This is a genomic window from Flavobacterium sp. KKT103 (assembly GCF_055640565.1).
This window is the reverse complement of record NZ_CM145766.1, coordinates 1,847,610-1,868,758: the sequence shown is the minus strand read 5'-3', so window position 1 is coordinate 1,868,758 and position 21,149 is coordinate 1,847,610. Positions and strand designations below refer to the sequence as shown.

At 35.8% G+C, this 21,149-nt stretch carries 18 protein-coding genes; 8 read left to right on the top strand and 10 right to left on the bottom strand.

The genetic code is table 11. The features are described 5' to 3' along the window. Positions 1-10: 10 nt before the first annotated feature. From ACZ2G0_RS08090 to ACZ2G0_RS08080, 3 genes are read right to left on the bottom strand one after another with little or no spacing between them, the layout of a single operon-like run. Positions 11-1,339, bottom strand: coding sequence for a CDP-glycerol glycerophosphotransferase family protein (locus tag ACZ2G0_RS08090; protein ID WP_470307141.1), 1,329 nt, complete (start codon positions 1,337-1,339; stop codon positions 11-13). Positions 1,340-1,373: 34 nt separating this feature from the next. Next, the gene (locus ACZ2G0_RS08085; protein ID WP_470307140.1) at positions 1,374-2,474 is read right to left on the bottom strand and encodes a DegT/DnrJ/EryC1/StrS family aminotransferase; all 1,101 of its coding nucleotides are present in this window, start codon (positions 2,472-2,474) and stop codon (positions 1,374-1,376) included. Beyond that, a complete protein-coding gene (locus ACZ2G0_RS08080) occupies positions 2,471-3,448 on the bottom strand; it encodes a GNAT family N-acetyltransferase (RefSeq protein ID WP_470307139.1) in 978 nt (325 codons plus the stop codon). The genes ACZ2G0_RS08085 and ACZ2G0_RS08080 overlap by 4 nt, the downstream gene beginning before the upstream one ends. 117 nt (positions 3,449-3,565) lie before the next feature. On the opposite strand from ACZ2G0_RS08080, the gene ACZ2G0_RS08075 reads away from it, so the two are divergent. After that, the gene (locus tag ACZ2G0_RS08075; protein WP_470307137.1) at positions 3,566-5,377 is read left to right on the top strand and encodes a gliding motility-associated C-terminal domain-containing protein; all 1,812 of its coding nucleotides are present in this window, start codon (positions 3,566-3,568) and stop codon (positions 5,375-5,377) included. 4 nt (positions 5,378-5,381) lie between these two features. Here ACZ2G0_RS08075 and ACZ2G0_RS08070 read toward each other — a convergent pair whose 3' ends face one another. Continuing rightward, positions 5,382-5,984 (bottom strand): trimeric intracellular cation channel family protein, encoded by a 603-nt coding sequence (locus ACZ2G0_RS08070; protein WP_470307135.1) that lies wholly within the window; start codon positions 5,982-5,984, stop codon positions 5,382-5,384. A 205-nt stretch (positions 5,985-6,189) separates the two neighbouring features. Between ACZ2G0_RS08070 and ACZ2G0_RS08065 the strand changes: the two genes are divergently transcribed. The 6 genes from ACZ2G0_RS08065 to ACZ2G0_RS08040 all read left to right on the top strand — a co-directional run bounded on the left by ACZ2G0_RS08065 (position 6,190) and on the right by ACZ2G0_RS08040 (position 13,468). Further along, the gene (locus ACZ2G0_RS08065) at positions 6,190-6,975 is read left to right on the top strand and encodes a TrmH family RNA methyltransferase (protein ID WP_470307133.1); all 786 of its coding nucleotides are present in this window, start codon (positions 6,190-6,192) and stop codon (positions 6,973-6,975) included. 26 nt (positions 6,976-7,001) lie between these two features. Further along, the gene (locus ACZ2G0_RS08060) at positions 7,002-8,549 is read left to right on the top strand and encodes a serine hydrolase (protein WP_470307131.1); all 1,548 of its coding nucleotides are present in this window, start codon (positions 7,002-7,004) and stop codon (positions 8,547-8,549) included. Positions 8,550-8,652: 103 nt separating this feature from the next. Further along, entirely contained in the window at positions 8,653-10,872 is a 2,220-nt protein-coding gene (locus ACZ2G0_RS08055; protein ID WP_470307130.1) for a RelA/SpoT family protein, read from the top strand. Positions 10,873-11,010: 138 nt separating this feature from the next. Next, a complete protein-coding gene (locus ACZ2G0_RS08050) occupies positions 11,011-11,514 on the top strand; it encodes a Fur family transcriptional regulator (protein WP_300286343.1) in 504 nt (167 codons plus the stop codon). 43 nt (positions 11,515-11,557) lie between these two features. Further along, positions 11,558-12,829: an adenylosuccinate synthase gene (locus ACZ2G0_RS08045; protein ID WP_470307128.1), complete on the top strand. Its 1,272-nt coding sequence runs from the start codon at positions 11,558-11,560 to the stop codon at positions 12,827-12,829. A gap of 57 nt (positions 12,830-12,886) precedes the next feature. Further along, on the top strand, positions 12,887-13,468 hold the full coding sequence (locus tag ACZ2G0_RS08040) for an NUDIX domain-containing protein (RefSeq protein WP_470307127.1): 582 nt from the start codon (positions 12,887-12,889) through the stop codon (positions 13,466-13,468). Between the two features lie 80 nt (positions 13,469-13,548). On the opposite strand, the gene ACZ2G0_RS08035 is transcribed toward ACZ2G0_RS08040, so the two are convergent. Continuing rightward, positions 13,549-14,187 (bottom strand): peroxiredoxin, encoded by a 639-nt coding sequence (locus ACZ2G0_RS08035; protein ID WP_300286334.1) that lies wholly within the window; start codon positions 14,185-14,187, stop codon positions 13,549-13,551. Between the two features lie 82 nt (positions 14,188-14,269). After that, positions 14,270-15,184 carry an AEC family transporter gene (locus ACZ2G0_RS08030; protein WP_470307124.1) on the bottom strand — a complete coding sequence of 305 codons (915 nt, stop codon included), beginning with the start codon at positions 15,182-15,184 and terminating at the stop codon, positions 14,270-14,272. Between the two features lie 111 nt (positions 15,185-15,295). On the opposite strand from ACZ2G0_RS08030, the gene meaB reads away from it, so the two are divergent. After that, entirely contained in the window at positions 15,296-16,435 is a 1,140-nt protein-coding gene (meaB, locus tag ACZ2G0_RS08025; protein ID WP_470307122.1) for a methylmalonyl Co-A mutase-associated GTPase MeaB, read from the top strand. A gap of 31 nt (positions 16,436-16,466) precedes the next feature. Here meaB and ACZ2G0_RS08020 read toward each other — a convergent pair whose 3' ends face one another. The 4 genes from ACZ2G0_RS08020 to ACZ2G0_RS08005 all read right to left on the bottom strand — a co-directional run bounded on the left by ACZ2G0_RS08020 (position 16,467) and on the right by ACZ2G0_RS08005 (position 21,133). Further along, positions 16,467-17,228 carry a hypothetical protein gene (locus ACZ2G0_RS08020; RefSeq protein WP_470307121.1) on the bottom strand — a complete coding sequence of 254 codons (762 nt, stop codon included), beginning with the start codon at positions 17,226-17,228 and terminating at the stop codon, positions 16,467-16,469. A 206-nt stretch (positions 17,229-17,434) separates the two neighbouring features. After that, entirely contained in the window at positions 17,435-17,665 is a 231-nt protein-coding gene (locus tag ACZ2G0_RS08015) for a hypothetical protein (protein WP_091473020.1), read from the bottom strand. Positions 17,666-17,901: 236 nt separating this feature from the next. Beyond that, on the bottom strand, positions 17,902-19,281 hold the full coding sequence (locus ACZ2G0_RS08010; protein ID WP_470309798.1) for an MATE family efflux transporter: 1,380 nt from the start codon (positions 19,279-19,281) through the stop codon (positions 17,902-17,904). 91 nt (positions 19,282-19,372) lie between these two features. Further along, entirely contained in the window at positions 19,373-21,133 is a 1,761-nt protein-coding gene (locus ACZ2G0_RS08005; RefSeq protein ID WP_470309797.1) for a cytochrome-c peroxidase, read from the bottom strand. Positions 21,134-21,149 lie beyond the last annotated feature (16 nt).

Sequence of the window (21,149 nt, the reverse complement as noted above, 5' to 3'; positions counted from 1 at the left end):
ATTTTTAATTCTACTCCTCTAAAAACAATTCCTTTTCAAGAAATTCTACTATTCTGGATGAAGCTGTTTGCTTATTGGTATTCAAAAGAACCGCATCGACAAAAGCTTTTCGGGCTGTCATCATAGTATCCTGTTCCTGTAAAACGACATTTTCAATAAAATCAACCAATTGCTGTTGATTTCTAGATTGATAATGTACTTGAATGGCTTGTTCCCCAAATGTACTCCATTGTTCCATAACTGACTCCTTTCTGATCATAAAAAGTGATGGTTTGCCCGTTATTAAGTATTCAGCCATGAAGGAACCACAGTCATGAATGAGCGCATCAGAGGTTAAAAAAAGATCTATATAATCCCCATTCTCTAACTGACCATTATCTAAATTCTCCCATTTAGAATAGTAGGCAGTCGTTTTCTCTTCTCCCCAATTAGGATCTTGCTCTAATTTAATTCGCAGCAATTGATGCGGCTTGAAGGCAATTTGAATTTTATCACTATACCTGCTGGCCAGTTCTAAAAAAACATCACAATATTCCAAAAAATTAGACACTTGATTGAGCTCGTGCATGGAGTGATGCGGTGCCCAAATAATTTTCTTTAGTTTTTGGTTTTTATTTTTCCAAACCGAAAAATCGGGTTTATCACAAAGCAAAATTGGATCGAAACCAGGGTAACCCGTCAGTACAGTATTGACACCTTTGTTCAACTGCTGATCTAATGCGATTTGGCGGTGCAATGGCGTTTCAGAAAAAATTTTCCAAACCAAATTATGAAAATCAGTATTGTAAAACAACTCATATTTGGTAGTCATAATCGCATACGGAACATAGCAAGTTAAAGTAGTTTTAAACTGTTTAATGTAATATCTATAATCTTGTACTCCTTCATATGGATTGGTATAAAAAACCAAATCAGGTTGAAAATACTTCTTAACATCTAGGTATTCTTCAGTTGTTTCATTGAATGTTTTAGTAACAGCATAGCCTTTGTTTTTAAAAGATTGATAGGTTTTTTCCATTTCAGCCAGCCTGTTTTCTTTGCCAAAATTCACAACTGGACAAACAAAAAGTGACGGTTCAAATCGCGGATGCTCTAACATCATCTTGTATAAAACATCATATTTCCAAACCGACTCATGAGTCAAGAAAAAAGCAACTTTCACGATTTCCTTGTTACGAACCAATTCTAGAGCTTTTTTATGATGATTTGGGGCTTGCTTAATCAAATACCAATTACAGCAATATTGATACGTTTTAATTAGCCTGCTTTTACCAAGAACAAAAAACCACCAAACGGAAGTTGGTGTATGTTTTTTTACTATTTCTTTCAAGTTGTTCATGGTTGTAAAGGGTAATGCTTTTTATTGGAAAAAATCAATATTGATTTATAACTTTTATAGTAAAATGCACTTCTTCGTTAGTAAGTATTGGACTTATTGGCAAACTCAAAACGGTATCATGAATTTGCTCCGTAATTGGAAATGACAAATGATTCAATGATTTCAATGCTTTCTGTTTGTGTGGTGGAATTGGATAATGGATAACCGTTTGAATACCATTATGCAACAGATATTCTTGTAAATCTTCCCTATTTTTTGTTCGAATAACGAACAAATGAAAAACGTGATTATTGCTTAAATCCCAAGCAGGAAGGACTATTTTGTCATTTTTAATTTCTGCTAAATACTGTCTTGCAATAGCTCTTCGTTTTTCATTATCGGTATTTAAATGAGGTAATTTTAGATTCAAAAAGGCAGCTTGTAATTCATCTAACCTCGAATTTACGCCAAGGAATTCGTTCTGGTATTTCGTCTCTGAACCATAATTTCTTAAAGCAAAAACGACTTTGGCCAAATCATCATCATTCGTTACCACCGCGCCACCATCCCCTAAAGCACCTAAATTTTTTGCTGGATAAAAACTATATGCTTGAGCATTTCCTCTACCTGATTTTGGATATTGACTTTCAAAAATAGCACCATGTGCTTGCGCCGAATCTTCAATTAACAGTAAATCATTTGCTGCAGCAATAGAACATATTTTATCCATTTCAGCCAATTGCCCATATAAATGAACAACGAGGATCGCTTTCGTTTTTAAACTAATATTGGACTCGATCAATTGGGGATCTATATTATAGGTATCTCGCTTTGGCTCGACCAAAACAGGAATTAAACCCGCCTCAATAATTGCCATGATACTCGCTATATAAGTATTGGCAGGAACAATGACTTCATCTCCAATTTGTAATTTACCTAATTGAATATAACCTTTAAAAATCAAAACTAAAGCATCCAAACCGTTCCCTACTCCAATACAATGTTCAGATTGACAAAACAACGCAAACTGCTTTTCGAATTCCAGTACTTCATTTCCTAGCACGTACCAGCCACTTTCTAAAACAGACTTCAATTTTTCTTGAAAGGCTGTATTATAAGCTGCGTTCACTTTTTTTAAATCCAGGAAAGGTATCATATAATCGCCGTTTCTAAGTGATAGTAATTAGCTGTTTCAATTTCGTAAAAATCTTGAATTGTAGTGCTGGCGCCAAAACTCTCTTTCCATTCTACTAATCCGGCATTCAATTCCTTCCCTTGATTTTCATTCGAACTTCCAAAATCAAAATAATTTTTATCTGCAAAAGTAATACGAATCAAATGATCAAATAAAAAGTCAAGACTTCCTGAATTCTTCTCTTTTTCGTATTTTGAAATGTATTGGCAATGTGCTGTAGTTTCGGTTTCAAAAATAGTAGTTCCGGCTATAAGCTGCCCTTTACGATACACATTAAATTGACGTATATTAGCTGGAAATTTATTTCGCAAGTAAGTGATTTCTGCTATGGAATGAACGGGACTAACTTGGTGGCGTGTTGCCAAATTTGGAATTAAAATTTCGTTCCAAAAACACTCAAAGTCTGTTTCTTCTTTGATAATCAAATTATTCTTAATTGCTTTTTGAATGCCTCTTTCTCGTAGCTTAGAAAAAGAAAAGTCTTTTTTCAAATCAATTACAGCTAATGAATCTCGGCGAACGAGCTGCGCTTTTGCCAAAAACAAAGCAGCTGCGATTTCGTCCGATGGTTTTTTATAATAATAAGATGGAATTGTTTTCACATGTAATGTACTAATTCCCTCCTTATTTAAGAATGACAATATGGCTTTAAAACAACCTATAACATTCACTAAACTAAGTCCATCTTCATAAACTAAACCGCCATAACTAAGTCCTGAATGTGAAAAAACAGTATTTTGCAATGTATTGGCAGGTAGTACCGCTACGCAATTTTTTCCCGAAAAAACCAATAAAGAATAATCTTCAAAACGATCTTGATGGTATTCCATAAAATCGCGATGAAATAAAAAAGTACCATTTTTGGCCGTACTTATAAAAGCATTCCAAATACGATAATCGCTAGGTTCATATATTTTAATCGTGTATTTTTTCAAAGTCAACTGTATAAAGGAGTAAATTAAGTAATTATTCTATAATTTTAGGGCATCAAGTAGAATAAGATTTCCAAATAATTTAATGTCCATAATAATAATTGGGCAAGGACCATTACAATGAATCAAAAACGACAACTTAATTTTATACTTTGGATGCTGCTATTATCTTGCACTGCTTACAGTCAAGATATCGAATTATTCAAACAGTATAATGGACGGTACGATTTTGTTTTCATTGGAAACACCTTAAATAAGGCAGAAAACGGCACTGGCGCTCCCTGTGAAATTAACACTAGCTCATCAGCTACTTTAGCACTTAATCCTACCGATCAAATTGAAAATGCTTATTTATACTGGGCCGGCTCAGGATTGGGTGATTTCCAAATAAAATTGAATTCTATCGATGTGGTAGCTGATCGAACTTTTAGTGTGGTTCAACAAACCTCTGGACTCCCCTTTTTCAGTGCTTTCGCAGATATTACCAATCAAGTAAAACAAAAGGGCAATGGTACCTATACTGTATCAGAATTGGATTTAACCAATGTAATCAACTTCTATTGTTTTAATGGAACTAATTTTGGTGGCTGGGCAATCGTACTAGTGTATAAAAATGCGCAACTTCCGCTTAATCAACTTACCATTTATGATGGCCTCCAATATGTTCCAAACGAGATTAACATAGTCTTGAACAGCTTGAACGTAATTGACAACCAAGACGCACGCATAGGTTTTGTAGCTTGGGAAGGCGACCAATTTATCAGTGTAAACGAAACACTAAGAGTTAATGGCAATCCTTTGAGTAATCCACCGCTCAATCCCGTCAACAACGCTTTTAATGGTACCAATAGTTTCACAGGATCCAATACGCTTTACAATATGGATTTGGACGTTTACAATATTCAAAACAATATTAAAGTGGGCGATACCTCCGCTCAAATACAGTTAACATCAGGACAAGATTTTGTGATGATCAACACTATTGTTACCAAGTTAAATAGTCAATTACCTGATGCTAGTACTCAAATTAATTCGGTTGAAACTGCCTGCGACTCTAAAGAAGTAGCTATTGCTTATACCGTCTTTAATAGTAATAGTACCAACAGTTTGCCAGCGGATGCACCTATTTCATTTTATGTCAATGGAAATCGAGTGGGTAGCAGCAAGACCAATACAATTATACCAATTGACGGCAGCGAGCAAGGAAGAGCAATAATCAAAGTCCCCGATAACACTGTTTCTCCCTTTACTTTGGAGCTAAGTGTAGACGACCTTGGAAACAGAATAGGAATTATAACCGAATTAAATGAAAATAATAACAGTGCATTTGCTAACAATATCATTTTAAAAAATTCACCCAAAATTAACACGGTTGCAAATCTAACTGCTTGTAACGAAGGATTTGGAATGGCAACTTTTGATTTTTCAAATTACCAAGAAAGTGTAAAAGTAGCTTCCAGCGACACAGTGAGTTTTTATTCCTCTTTACAAGAAGCTACCCTCGGAGTGGATCAAGGTGGAATAACTGTTCCTTCTACCACAGGATTTCAGGCTAAAAACCCCATTACTACGATTTATATTAGGGTCCAAAATGATTTTTGTTTTACAATAACCTCTTTTCAATTACTAGTTAAAAACTGTTTGCCTAAACTATACAACTTCGTATCAGCAAATAACGATGGTATCAATGACAGTTTTTCAAGCCAAGGTTTGAAAAATATCTTTACCAATTACAAAACAAGTATTTACAACCGTTGGGGCGTTATGTTATGGGAAGGAAATAATGCCACCGCTGACTGGAACGGATACGCATCCAAAGGATTAACTTGGGGCAATAGTAAGTGTCCGGATGGCACTTATTTTTATGTTATCGAATTAAATGATAAAGAATTCCCAGAGCCTCTAACCGGATTTATCTATTTAACTAATTAGCGCGCTACACCTTATCCAAAACTGGTAAATACCATTTGTACTTGACTGCCATTAAGCGAACCGATATAATCACCACCGAGGTACTGAGGTACAAAACGTCCTCATTTAAGTGCATTTTCTTGAGCAGAAAAAAAACAGCACCGCCTAAAATGCAAATAGTAGCATAAATTTCTTTTCGAAATATAACAGGGATTTCATTGCACAAAATATCCCGAATCACACCTCCAAAACAAGCTGTCATCGTACCTAACGCTATGCAAATTACTGGATGTAGCCCAATATTTATTCCTTTTTCAAGACCAATTAAAGTAAAAACTCCCAAACCAATCGTATCAAACAAAAATAAAGAAGTGCGCAATTTGTCAAATTTACGACGGAAAACAATAGATAAAATAAATGCAAAGGCAATAACATAAATATATTCTAAATCTTGCATCCAACCCACCGGCGTACGACCAATCATGACATCACGCAGGGTTCCCCCTCCTACAGCCGTTACGAAAGCGATAATAAAAACACCAAAAGGATCTAGTTTTTTACTGATAGCTGTAAGCGCGCCCGACATGGCAAAAGCAATGGTACCAATAATATCTAATAAATGAAACATGAAAAATAGTTTAGGATAGCTAATGGATTCCTTTTCGCAATCCGAATTGGGGCAAAATTAGCTAAAATTAGTGGTAAACCGCTACTTTTATAGTCGCTAATCCATTCTAAATGACCCTCACAAATAATCTGTTGGGATGTATCGAAAACTGCAGTTTCTCTCCGTATCTTTGTTTTTTTATTAAGCCATTAAAATGTAAATTCCCTTGAAACAAATTACTTCCATTCAAAATCCCTTCATAAAAGCCTTAGTTTTATTACAAGAAAAGGCAAAAAATCGCAAGCAAAGCGGAAGCTTCTTGATCGAAGGGCAACGCGAAATTAGTTTAGCACAAAAAGGGGGTTATGAAGTAGAAACTATTTTGTTTGCTCCTGAAATTTGCAGTGAATCCGAAGCGCGAAAACTTTCCAAATCAGCTGAATTGATCGAAATTAACACGGCTATTTTTCAAAAACTAGCGTATCGAGATACGACCGAAGGTATTTTGGCTGTAGCCAAAACAAAATCAATGCACTTAAGCGACCTAAAACTTTCGGAAAACCCGTTAATTGTAATTGCTGAAGCCCCTGAAAAACCCGGAAACATTGGTGCATTACTCCGCACCGCTGATGCTGCTAATCTCGACGCGGTGATAGTAGCAAACCCTAAAAGTGATTTGTACAGCCCAAATATTGTACGATCTAGCGTAGGCTGCTTATTTACAAACCAAATTGCAACAGGAACCACAGCTGAAATAATTGCTTTTTTAAAAGAAAAAAAGATCAATTTTTACTGCGCCACACTGCAAAACTCAACGGCTTACCACACTCAGGATTACACCACACCAACCGCATTAGTTGTGGGTACAGAGGCGACGGGATTAACCCAAGAATGGCGCGATGCAGCTACGCAAAATATCATTATTCCGATGCAAGGCGAAATAGACAGTATGAACGTTTCAGTTGCGGCAGCCATATTAATCTTTGAAGCCAAAAGACAACGAGGATTTTAAAAATTCAAATAAAAACCAATCTAATTATGAAAAATAAAGTAATTATAGCCCTAGCGCTTATCAGCAGTGCATTTGCTTTCGCACAAATAAGCGAGCCACAAGTCGATGCTTTAGTTAACAAAACCTTGACCGCTTTTAATGTACCTGGAATTGCAGTAGCGATTATCAAAGATGGCAAAGTAGTCCTTGCTAAAGGATATGGAGTCAAATCGATCGAAACGAAAGAAAAGGTAGATGCAAATACACTGTTTGGTATTGCATCTAATAGTAAGGCTTTTACAAGCGCTGCATTAGCTATTTTAGTTGATGAAGGAAAAGTAAAATGGGACGATAAAGTGGTTAAATACCTTCCTAATTTTAAAATGTATAGCGATTATGTAACCCAAGAATTCACAATCAGAGACCTTTTAACACATCGAAGTGGTTTGGGTTTAGGAGCTGGAGATTTAATGATTTGGCCTGATGGCAGCGATTTTACTGCCCAAGATATCGTTCAAAACTTACAATATTTAAAACCTGTTTCTGCTTTTAGAACCAAATACGATTACGACAACCTGTTGTATATTGTAGCTGGCGAAGTCATTCATAAGGTAAGTGGTAAAAGCTGGTGCGATTTTGTCGAAGAGCGTATCATGAAACCGTTAGAAATGAATAACAGTGCTGCTTCCTACGTGCGACTAAAGGACTCGACCAATATTATTGCTCCTCATGTTCCTATGAATGGCAAACTGAAGGTGATTAGAAGGTATCAAAACCAACTATTCGATGCTGCTGCCGGAATTTACTCTAGTGTAAATGACTTGAGCAAATGGGCTATTATGCAAATGAATAATGGAAAATACGGCCCTGAAAACAAATCGCTATTCTCTGAAAAAGAACATGACGAAATGTGGCAACTACAAACTATTATCCCAACTAAAACAAGAGCGCCGTACTTCACACATTTTAATGGCTACGGTTTAGGCTGGTTTCTTAGCGATGTAAAAGGATACAAACAAGTGACGCATACCGGCGGTTTAGAAGGTATTGTAACACAAACGACCTATATTCCGGAGTTGCAACTTGGAATTATTGTATTAACCAATCAACAATCAGGTGCGGCATTTAATGCGATTACAAATACCATCAAAGACAGTTATTTAGGGATTGCATCCGAAGATTATGTTAGTGTTTACGCTAACCGCGTAAAAGCAAATGAAGAAACTGCCGATAAAACTACGGATGAAGTTTGGGCTCAAGTCGCAAAAAACAAAAAAGATAAAATCAAAACCGACCTGAAGAAAATTGTAGGAACCTACAAGGACAATTGGTTTGGAAATATCGTATTATGGGAGAAAAAAGGACAGTTGTACTTTCGTTCAGAACGCTCTTCTCAACTAGCAGGTGAAGTCTTTTTTTACAAGGACGGAAACTATGTTGTAAAATGGAACAATGCTTATTTTCATGCCGATGCTCATTTAATTTTCGGATACGATACTAACGGAAACGCTAGTACACTTAAAATGAATGCTATATCAGAATTAACTGATTTCAGCTATGATTTTCAAGATTTAAATTTTACTAAAATTAACTAATAATTCGACTTGGAACAACCTAAAAAATGTTTACGCCATACACGCAATTAGGCTTGCATATATGGGAAGTATTCGCTATTTTTAGGAAGTAAATCCTGCTGTTATGATCGAAATAGATATAGAAAAAGAAAACAAAGCCATTGCTCACGAATACAAGGAGTTACTCCGGATTAGTTATCAAACCTTAACCGCTGAGGATAAAAAACTAATTAGGAAAGCCTTTGACGTGGCTGTAGATGCGCACAAAGAACAGCGAAGAAAATCAGGGGAAGCCTATATATTTCATCCTATTGCTGTTGCAAAAATTGTAGCTTCAGAGATTGGTCTTGGCGCTACCTCAATTGCAGCTGCCTTGATGCACGATGTAGTTGAAGACACACCTATAACGGTTAAGGATATCGAAAAAATGTTTAATCCTAAAGTAGCACAGCTAGTGGAAGGATTAACCAAAATATCGCTAGTGCAAAAAGACATGAATGTGTCAATGCAAGCAGAGAACTTTCGCAAAATGTTACTGACGCTTAATGATGATGTACGGGTAATCTTGATTAAAATTGCCGATCGATTGCATAATATGCAAACCATGGAATCGATGGAGGATTACAAGCAGGTAAAAATAGCGTCCGAAACGCTATATATCTATGCACCATTAGCACACCGCTTGGGATTATACAACATTAAAACCAAACTCGAAGATCTAGGTTTGAAATATACCGAACCAGCTATTTACAACGACATTGTAAGTAAAATTAGAGAAACAAAAGAGCAGCAAGACGCATACATCAAAGATATTTCAGATATATTAAAAACCTCTTTAGATGCCGAGGGCGTGGAATACATTATAAAAGGCAGACCAAAATCTATTTATTCCATCAGGCGTAAAATGAAAGCTCAGAATGTAAGCTTCGATGAAGTTTACGATAAATTTGCTTTGCGTATCGTTTACAAATCTACGCCACACGAGGAAAAATTTGTTGCTTGGAAAATCTATTCTATCGTTACGGACCATTATAGACCCAGCCCTAGCCGATTGAGAGATTGGATTTCTTCACCTAAATCTACGGGCTATGAAGCCTTGCACATTACCGTAATGGGACCAAAGGGTCGTTGGGTGGAAGTGCAAGTACGTAGTGAACGAATGGATGAAATAGCTGAGAAAGGTTACGCAGCACATTACAAATATAAAAATGGTGCGACTGAAGAAAGCGGATTGGATGTTTGGTTGAATCTATTAAAAGAAGCACTAGAAAACTCAGAGTCGAGTGCGGTGGATTTTGTAGAAGATTTCAAAATGAATTTGTATTCCAAAGAGATCTATATTTTTACTCCAAAAGGAGATATAAAATCACTCCCAAAAGGAGCAACCTCGCTGGATTTTGCTTTTAGTATTCACTCTGAAATCGGAATCAAAACGCGTGGTACTCGTGTCAACGGAAAACTAGTACCGCTAAACTACGAATTAAAAAGTGGTGACCAAGTTGAAATTATTACTTCACCTAACCAAAAACCAACCATCAACTGGTTGGATTATGTAACCACTTCTAGAGCCAAAAATAAAATCAGAAATGTTCTCAACGAGAATACTAAAAAAATTGCCGAGGACGGAAAAGAAGTTCTTACCCGAAAATTAAAACACCTTAAAATAACACTTAACGAAACCGTTGTTAATGAGTTGGTCAACTTTTTTCAATTAAAAACTAGTTTAAACCTCTTTTATAGAGTGGGCGTGGGTGCAATCGAAAACCAGCAACTTAAAGATTTTGCTGCGCAAAAAAGCAATACGTTAATCAATTTCTTTAAAAATAAAATCAAACGATCAGGACCAACATCTGACGGTGATATCCACAAACAAATACTAAGTAATAATTACGATTTAATCGTTTTTGGTAAAGAGCAAGACAAGCTAGATTATAAACTTTCGACTTGTTGTAACCCAATTCCAGGCGACCAAGTATTTGGATTTGTTACCATTAACGAAGGAATCAAAGTACATAAAAAAGATTGTCCAAATGCTATCTCGATGCAGTCTAATTATGCTTACAGGATAATGCAAGCAAAATGGATCGACTCGTCACAGCAAGAATTCCATGCTATTTTAAATATTACCGGTATGGACACTTTGGGTCTTACTAATGAGTTGACCAAAGTAATATCAAATAATATGAACGTTAATATTCAGAGCATTTCCTTGAATGGTGATGCTGGACTGTTTAAAGGACAATTGACCGTAATTGTTCAAAACATAACAATCCTGAAGAAACTAATAGACAACATTAAGAAAATTGATGGTATCGACAAAGTGACTCGTGTTTATAAAAATTGATATTCGTTAAAAAAATAGCTATTCAACTCGTAATCAAACACAAAAACACTATTTATTAAATTTTAAACACCTATTTTTATTTCGCTTCCTATCGATAAACACGATAAGTTTTAAAATAAAAAATTATCTTTGCCAGATATGACACTCATTTCCACAGATAACAACAAAAACCAAGAAATTGTAAAAAATGTTTTTACAATGTATCTTGAGCAAAAGGGACATCGAAAAACACCTGAAAGGTATTCTATACTACAAGAAATATACGAAAGCGAAGAGCATTTTGATATAGAGAACCTCTACATCAAAATGAAAAACAAAAACTATCGTGTTAGTAGAGCTACTTTATACAATACGATTGAATTATTGCTAGACTGTGCACTTGTTAGAAAACATCAGTTTGGACAAAACCAAGCACATTACGAAAAGTCCTATTTTGACAAACAGCATGATCATATCATCATGACTGATACCGGAGAAGTAATTGAATTTTGCGATCCAAGAATACAAACCATCAAGAAAACGATAGAGGAAATTTTTGATATCGAAATCACAAATCACTCTTTGTATTTATACGGTGTTAAAAAGACTCCAAAAGCAGAAACAATAACAGAAAATAGCACCAACACAGACGAACAACTGTAGTAGTTGCTCATCAATAAAAATTAACTACAAATAATAAAATAGAATGACCGTAGATTTATTACTAGGATTACAATGGGGAGATGAAGGAAAAGGAAAAATCGTTGATGTATTAACATCAAAATATGATATCATCGCTCGTTTCCAAGGAGGACCTAACGCAGGACATACGCTAGAATTTGACGGTATCAAACACGTGCTAAGAACAATCCCATCTGGAATTTTTCATGGTAACAACGTAAACGTAATTGGAAACGGTGTTGTGATCGACCCAGTTGTTTTTAAAAGTGAAGTTGATGGTTTAGCTAAATTTAATTTAGATCTAAAATCTAAATTAATCATTTCAAGAAAAGCACACTTAATTTTACCAACACACCGTTTACTTGATGCAGCATCAGAAGCTTCAAAAGGAAAAGCGAAAATTGGTTCTACACTTAAAGGAATTGGTCCAACTTATATGGACAAAACAGGTAGAAACGGAATTCGTGTTGGAGATATTGAATTAGCAGACTTTAAAGAGAGATACAGAGCATTAGCTGATAAGCACGAAGCAATGATCGCTTTTTATGATGTAAACATACAATACAACTTAGCAGAATTAGAGAAAGAATTTTTTGAATCTATCGAAGATTTGAAAAAATTAGATTTTATAGATAGCGAAGAATATTTGCACCAAGCTCAAAAAGCTGGGAAATCCATTTTATGTGAAGGAGCTCAAGGTTCTTTATTAGATGTTGATTTTGGAACGTATCCTTTCGTTACCTCTTCAAATACTACTGCTGCAGGTGCTTGTACCGGTTTGGGTATTGCTCCAAACAAAATCAAAGAAGTGTATGGTATCTTCAAAGCATATGTTACTAGAGTTGGTAGCGGACCCTTCCCTACTGAGCTTTTTGACGAGGACGGATCGACTATGGCACGCGTAGGAAACGAATTCGGTTCAGTTACCGGAAGACAAAGACGTTGTGGTTGGTTAGACTTAGTAGCGTTGAAATATGCGGTACAAGTAAATGGTGTTACGCAACTAATGATGATGAAAGGCGATGTTCTTTCTGGCTTTGAAACGTTAAAAGTATGTACGGAGTACAACTACAAAGGACAAAACATTGCTCATTTCCCGTACAACATTGAGCCAGAAAATGTAACTCCAGTTTACCAAGAGTTTAAAGGCTGGAAACAAGATTTAACTGGAATGACTACTTACGAGGAGTTACCGACAGAGTTAAAAGAGTACATTGCTTTTATTGAAAAAGAAATTGAAGTACCTATCAAAATTGTTTCTGTTGGACCAGATAGAAAACAAACAATATTGAAATAATATAAAGTAACGCTCTGAAATTTCAGAGCGTTTTTTATTTTGCCCAAAAAAAATATTATGTACAATCCCGAAATAAAAATTCAAAAAACAGACTTGCTTTCAAACAACAAGTACTTGCTTAACAAAGTTACTTTTGATTATAAAAAAAATGACAATTCTTGGATCACGCAAAAAAGAGAAGTCTATGATCGAGGAAACGGAGCCGCAATCTTGTTGTATAATTCTGAGACTCAAAATGTCATTCTTACAAGACAGTTTCGTTTACCTACTTACCTTAACGGGAATCAGAGCGGAATGTTGATAGAAGCCTGTGCGGGCATGTTAGACCTTGACGAACCAGAACAATGCATCATTAGAGAAACCGAAGAGGAAACCGGATACCGTATCACTAACGTGAAAAAAGTGATGGAAAGTTATATGTCACCTGGCGTACTAACGGAAATACTCTACCTATTTGTTGGCGAATACAACGAATCGATGAAAGTAAACGAAGGTGGCGGCTTAGAAGAAGAGCAAGAAAACATAGAAGTGTTAGAAATGCAATTTGATGCTGCTTACAACATGATCGCAACTGGCGAAATAAAAGATGCAAAAACAATGCTTCTTTTGCAATATGCAAAAATTAATTTAGGGTTCTAATGTTCAATACAACCCTAGCTACTTCAACTAAAAACAGCCACAATTTTTTTTTTGTGGCTGTTTTTTAGGAATAATAGTGACTATTTATTTGGTTGTGGTGTCATCCTTAAATAGTATTTAATTCTATTGAATCCCTTTGGAAATTTTGCTGGAATATCTTCATCTTTAATGGAAGGAGATATTACAACATCGTCCCCATCTTTCCAGTTTGCTGGTGTGGCAACACTATAATTAGCCGTTAATTGCAAACTATCAATCACACGCAACAACTCATCAAAGTTGCGACCTGTTGAAGCCGGATACGTCAATATTAATTTTACTTTTTTATCGGCACCTATAACAAATACAGAACGTACTGTAAACGTATCATCTGCGTTTGGATGTATCATATCATACAAACTAGCCACTTCCTTGCTCTCGTCTGCTATAATTGGATATTGCAAAGTCACCTCTTGCGTTTCTTCAATATCTTTAATCCATTTTAAATGCGACTCTAATCCATCAACACTCAAAGCAATTACTTTAGTGTTTCGCTTTTGAAATTCAGTATAGTAATTAGCTACCGTACCTAATTCAGTGGTACAAACAGGTGTGAAATCAGATGGATGTGAAAAAAGTACACCCCAAGAATCTCCTAACCACTCATGAAATTGAATCGTACCTTTTGTTGTTTCTGCTTTAAAATCTGGAGCACTATCTCCTAATCGTATCGTTGACATATATTATAATTTTTAGTTTGTTTAAAATTACTAATTATATACAAGAGAACGGGAAAACATACCTTAAATAAAAGCTAAATATCTAATGCCAAAATTGCAATAAAAAGTACCAGCCGGCTAAGGTTATAAAGGATAACGGAATACCGAAACCAATCATCATACTGCTCAATTTTGGTTTTAAACCATAGGTAGAGGCCAATATACTTCCAGTAATCATAGGTGCCATGGCTGTTTCCATTATCACAACATCAATCATAGTTGAATGTTGTTTTAAAATAATTATATAACCCACAAAAAATAGCGCAGGCATAAGTATTAATTTAAATAACAATCCTAATCCAAGAAAACGCCAATGCGCACTCCTACTGTCGAAATTTAATTGCAAACCTACTGATATCAGCGCTAATGGCGTAATCAAACTTCCTACTCCATGAATCGCTTGTTGAATTACATCAATAAAATCGAAATTACAAATATTCAGAATACATGCGAATAGAAAAGTTAAGAAAGGAGGAAACAAAAATACTTTCTTAAAAATTTGACTTGCAGTTGCTACTCCTTTTGAATGCATCGTAGCCACCAAAACTCCCAAGGTAGCCAAGACGACAAAACTTCCGGGTTGGTCAATCATAATTGCCGTTTTCATTCCCTCTGGTCCATAAATGGCAGCAATGATCGGAAAACCTACGAAAGAAGTATTAGAAAGCCCCGCGGTTAAAATTAAGCAACCCGTTAATTTTTTGGACCAACCAAACTTTTTTCCCAACACGTAAAAAAACAAAAAAGAAGCGCCAAAGCCAATCCAAGCAGCACCTATTGGATATAGCAACTGATTGTTCCAATGAATTTTTGGAATATAATACAATGCCAAAGCAGGAAGACAAAAGTTGACCGCAATGGAATTCAATAGTTTATAGATAGTGGTAGGCACCTGTCGTACCCTTTGCAACAACAATCCTATGAATAAATAAATGAAGATTAAAATAAAATTATTCATAGTAAGTACTTGATTCTGCTTTGCTACTGATCTTTTAATAACAAAAATAGTATTTATAAACGAATATTAATCATTGCTGAATTAAATGAAATCCCCTTTAAAATTCAAAAAATGCATAAACTTTCCCGTAGAAGTATTATTTTTACTAAAATGATTGAAGCTTTGACAAACAACACCAATAAACCATCGGCCTTACACGAAAAATCAGGAGTGAATGCACCGGATAGCGTGAGTGCGACTGTTGTGAAAAACATACAGCATTTCAGAAAAAAACAACCTTCGGCTGATGAATTGACTAAAGGTATTTTAGCTTCAAATATCACGGCCTTAAGTCGGTCTATTACATTAGTCGAAAGCACAAATATTCAACATTTGGCGAAAGCCAATAGTATCATCAACGCTTGCCTTCCTCATGCTAACAAATCAATTCGCATAGGAATCACAGGAGTACCCGGAGTTGGAAAAAGTACATTTATAGAAGCTTTTGGTAAACACCTTACCTCTTTAGGAAAAAAAGTAGCAGTATTAGCTGTCGATCCTAGTAGTTCCATATCGCACGGTAGTATTCTAGGCGATAAAACCCGAATGGAAGAACTAGTTAAAGACCCGAATGCTTTTATTCGTCCTTCGGCCTCAGGGGATACTCTTGGTGGCGTAGCTCGAAAAACTAGAGAAACCATCACCTTGTGTGAGGCAGCAGGCTTCGATACGATAATTATCGAAACGGTTGGCGTAGGTCAAAGTGAAACCGCCGTACACAGCATGGTCGATTTTTTCTTACTTTTAAAAATTGCTGGTGCCGGCGATGAATTACAAGGTATTAAACGAGGTATTATGGAAATGGCGGATGCCATAGTGATTAATAAAGCGGATGGTGATAATATTAAAAAAGCAAAACTCGCTAAAACAGAATTTAATAGAGCCTTGCACTTATTTCCTGCGAAAAAATCAGGTTGGACAGCCACCACCTCAACCTGTAGTGCCATAACTCAAGAAGGAATTCCTGAAGTGTGGAATACAATAACTGATTTCATGCAGTTGACCTCAGCAAACAACTATTTTAATATAAAAAGGACGCAACAGAATGAATACTGGATGCTTGAAACTATTAATGCCGCCCTTAAACTACATTTTTATGGCAATCCCGAAGTAGAAAGCGTGCTAATAGAAACTAAAAAAGCGGTGCAAGAAGCTATTTTATCTCCATTTGCAGCCGCTCAAATTGTTTTAGAAAAGTATTTTAAAAAATAGTGCAAATCATAAGAATGCACTACTTGTTATTTTAACGTACATTATTAACAGAATTTTTAGCGATTTCATGTCTAGCAGATAACTGACCATTATTGATACTAAATCCCATTTTAACCTGTGTTTTCAAAGTATCCTTCAGGCCGGAGGTTGCTTTCTCGACAATAACGAAAGCTAGCTCATATTCCCCATCGGTGAGTACAAATTCTGATGTAGAATTATCATTAGGAATACTATACACTTGCTTTCCATTTTTAGCATAGGATGCAGCAGCAGCACCACCGCCGCCGCCTCCAGCTAAATTACCTACGCTAGAAACTGAAGCTGAAATAAGGGCACCGCCGGGCATGGCTCCTCCTAATAGTGAACTACCTTGTGATAAAACACTCCCAGCAGCATGCAAGCCTTGACTTATTTTCTCCCCAAAGGATAAAATGTCACTGGGTTGTAAAGCATTAATGCTTTTTTCGGTTGTATTAATGCTAAAACCATCAGCAGCGCTAAATAAAACGATACAGCCATTATTGATTAGACTTACGTTTATCGTTCCACTCTTTACCTTCTCCCCAAACGTTGCGCCTTGTGTTTGCTTGGCCACCGTAACGTTCATCGAAATCCTATTCGGAATTCCATTATTTATACCGTTTATACTATTAGAAACAGTTGGCAGAGCTACAACAGTTGATTCAGCATTGACTTGATTTTTTTTTACTGAAATTGGCAGTTTTTCTTGAGCATGCACTGTGAAACTAGCTAAAGCACAAAAAAACAAAAGTCTATTTTTATAATTTTTCATAAGATAGAATTTAAGGTTAATAGCAAAATGCAACTTCTTTTTAACAATCCAAAATATAAACTAAAACCATTGAAAAACAACACATTAAAGTTACAAAAAAAAGTAATCGGATGCTCAATCCAGCCCATAAAAAAGCGGTTATAAAAAGAAATACTATTCTTTTCATAACCGCTTATCCCTTTTTAGAAATAGAGAAGAAAATAAATTTATTCCTTCTCGTATAATTCCATTTCTCTATCGTAAAAAGCATTGGCTTGCTCGATCAACCCTTCCATTTCAGTATTTAATTCTGCTTCATCTAGGTCCTCAGCTTCTTCCATGAACTCTACTTCGTCATCCTTTAGGTTGATAATAAATCTTGGATAATCTAAGTGAATGATAAAAATATCGTCTGGAAAATCAGTGTTGTCTCCTAGTAAAAATTTTGGTAATTCCATATTGTTAGTATTATTTAATGCTAATTTTTAATATCGTAGTTCGTAACGGACTCAACGACTAAACAAATAACCGAATAAACTTTTAAAAAATCTATTGGTCTACCTAAATATTTATAATTTTTCCAACCAAAAGTAACCATACGCAAGCAGAAAAGCATGATTCGCTAGGATCTAAATAATTTGGTATCGAACAAGGAATTTATTTTAGAATAAAAATTAGACTGATCCTTTGCTATTTATTTCTGACCACCAAGGATTAACTTTTTTGTTAAGCTATTGAATCGAATATACAAAAATAATGCTGCTGTTGACAAACCAGCTAAAAGCCCTAACCATATTCCTGCTGCTTTTAGATCAGTGTACATCCCTAAATAAATTGAAACCGGAAAACCAACCACCCAGTACGCTACGAAAGTAATGTACATAGGAATCTTTACATCTTGAAGTCCACGCAACGCGCCTAAAACTACAACCTGAATTCCGTCAGAAATTTGAAAAATAGCCGCTACAAGTAACAGTTGTGCCGCTATTGTTACTACTTCTGTATTCACGGCTAAATCGGTTACATTGTTCATATCGACAAACAAAGCCGGTAGGTATTGGTGAAAAACGATAAATAGTAAAGCAAAAACAGACTCCAGTAAAATGGCCAGTAAGAAGATTGAAAATGCAACGATGCGCAATTGTTTGTAATCTCCCAGCCCTTTTTGGTTACCAACCCTAATGGTCGCTGCGACGCTTAAACCCATCGCAAACATAAAAGTAAACGAGGCCAAACTCAAGGCAATTTGATTAGCCGCCTGATTCGTTATACCTAACCTACCCGACAACCAGATTGCTCCAGTAAATAAGGCTACTTCAAAAAACATTTGCATCGCCGATGGTGCGCCTAATTTTATAATTTGAATATTTACCGCCTTTTCAATTTTCTTTAATGAAAAACCTTCAAAAAAAGGATGAAACTTTTCTTTTCGCTTCATGCGGTAGTGCATATAGCCCACCATTACAAAACGAGAAACAATAGTCCCAATAGCAGCGCCAATAATACCTAACTCCGGGAAAATCCAAATTCCGTAAATGAATAGATAATTCAGGATAACGTTTACTATATTTCCTAATATAGTGGCCCACATCGAATATTTAGTTTCACTCATACCGTCCGCAAATTGCTTGTACCCTTGAAAAACAATCAACGGAATTAAGCTAAAAGCAACAATATCAAGATAGGGTTTGGCTAATTCGACAACATTTTCAGGTTGTCCCATTAAAGTGATCAAAGGTTTAGAAAAGAATATCAAGGCAAATAGTAGCACCCCTAGAATTGTACACAAATACAAGCCATGATGAAAAGTACTGCGACCTTCCTCAATGTTTTTTTTACCGTCAGCTTGTGCTGCCATAGGAGTAATCGCAGTTGAAAACCCAATTCCTAAAGACATGGCGATAAAAATGAAACTATTTCCTAAGGAAACCGCAGCCAATTCAGTAGGTCCTAATTTACCTACCATGATATTATCGACAATTCCCACTACTGTATGCCCTAGCATTCCTAAGATGATAGGATAAGCTAATCGTAAGTTATAAGAGAATTCTTTGGTATAAGTTGCTAAAGTCACTGTAATTATTTTTGAGCAAATATAGCGAGAAGCAAAACCAATATTCGCTTAGTCAACCAAATACTTTTATTTAAATCAGTACGATCTCTTCCTATTTTTGGTACTTCTTATCAGTCAATGTTCGCATAAAAGCAACTAATTGTTTTTTTTCTAAAGTTGTTAATTGTAGTTTATCCACGGGTAATGTCTGGTTTTCTAGATCAAATCCCAATCCACTACCGCCACCTTCGTTATAAAAATCAACTACTTCCTCTAAGGTTTTAAAAACGCCATTGTGCATGTAAGGAGCCGTCAATTCAATATTTCTGATGGTTGGGGTTTTAAAAGCATACTTGTGAATCTTCGCTCTTGTCACATTGTATTTTCCTTCATCAGAATCTAAGGTACCATCTTCTCTTGGCACGCCCAATACTTCACTCTCTGATTTCATAAAATTAGGTGGAACAGTTCCGTTTGTTAATGGAATAAAATGGCAAGTGGCACATTTTCCTTTTCCCGCAAAAAGGTTGAATCCTGCTTTTTCATCTTTAGTAAAAGCCACTTCTTGACGCATATAGCCATCAAATTTAGAGTCATATTTACTCAATGTGCGAATGTAAGAAGCCAAAGCGTTTTTTATTTCAAAGGCAGTGATCTCTTTTTTCGGAAAAGCATTTTCGAACTGCTTTTGGTAGCCTTTGTTTTTCTTAATTTTTGCTGCAGCAACTTCAAGCGACCCGTGCATTTCGGTAGTGTTTGTTATTACAGCTACCGCTTGATCTTCAAGATAATTCACTCTTGAATCGCTAAAAAACACCCTTTGAAAAGCAATATTTGTTAATGTTGGGGTATTGCGCTTTACAAATGATTTTCCATCAAAAGATACTGCTTTGGCTTCACCATCGGTAAAAGCTTTTTCTGAATGATGGCAAGAGGCACAAGATCGACTGTTATCACCGGACAAAATCTTATCATTAAATAGTGCTTTACCAAGATTAGCTTTGGCTTCCGTGGTTTTATAATCTGGGAAACCAGAAAAAGCTTCTTCATCAAAAACTTCTTTATCGAATAAGGTTTGAGCAGTCGTTCGCAATCCTCTTACCTCCTTGAATACAGGTATTTTTAAATCCAACTGTTTTTGGTATAAACCACTGCTCAACGGATTGAGGTATTCCTTGATAAAGGTTGCGCGATCAAAACGATTAAAATCGGGATTTGATTCTAGGTACTTAATTGCATTGGATATAATTGACGTTTTTTCTTGAGTCGCTTCGTTTTTATAAATGGCATCGTATTTTTGAATTCCTTGCAAAGCGCTAATCGCTTCTGGAATAGATTGTTGCGCTATTGGGGAATCAAAACCCGTTATTCCCAAAGTAATAATTCGGAAAACCTCCAACCGCATGGCATCAAAAACATGAGCATCAGTCAGTTCAGTTGAAGTAGTAATTCGTTCTAATCGTTTTAAATTAGCCGTAAGTATTCCAAGCTCTTTCAGTAATTCTGTCTTAGACTCTTTATTGTAAACCGGAAATAAAAATGCTTCTAACACTTGTAAACCTTGTGGCGGGATAGTTAATCCATCATTTTCTTCGTATTCTGGAATGGCAGGACCGTTAATGGATTTAGATACTTCTGGAAAATAATACTCTGTAAAAAGTTCCATTTGCTTGTACTTTTTACGTGCTGATAAAAACTGTTTCTGAATCTGTGTAGTCGAAGCATCGTCTTGAAGTAATTGATCCAATTGGCTAACGGATTGTATTAATGTACTAATATCAGTAAGCAGTAACTCTTTTACTTGATTTGTTTTGGGTTGCTCTTGACAGGATACCAAAACACATACAATTAAAAAATAAATAAAAGTTTTCATAGGAAATGATAGGTGA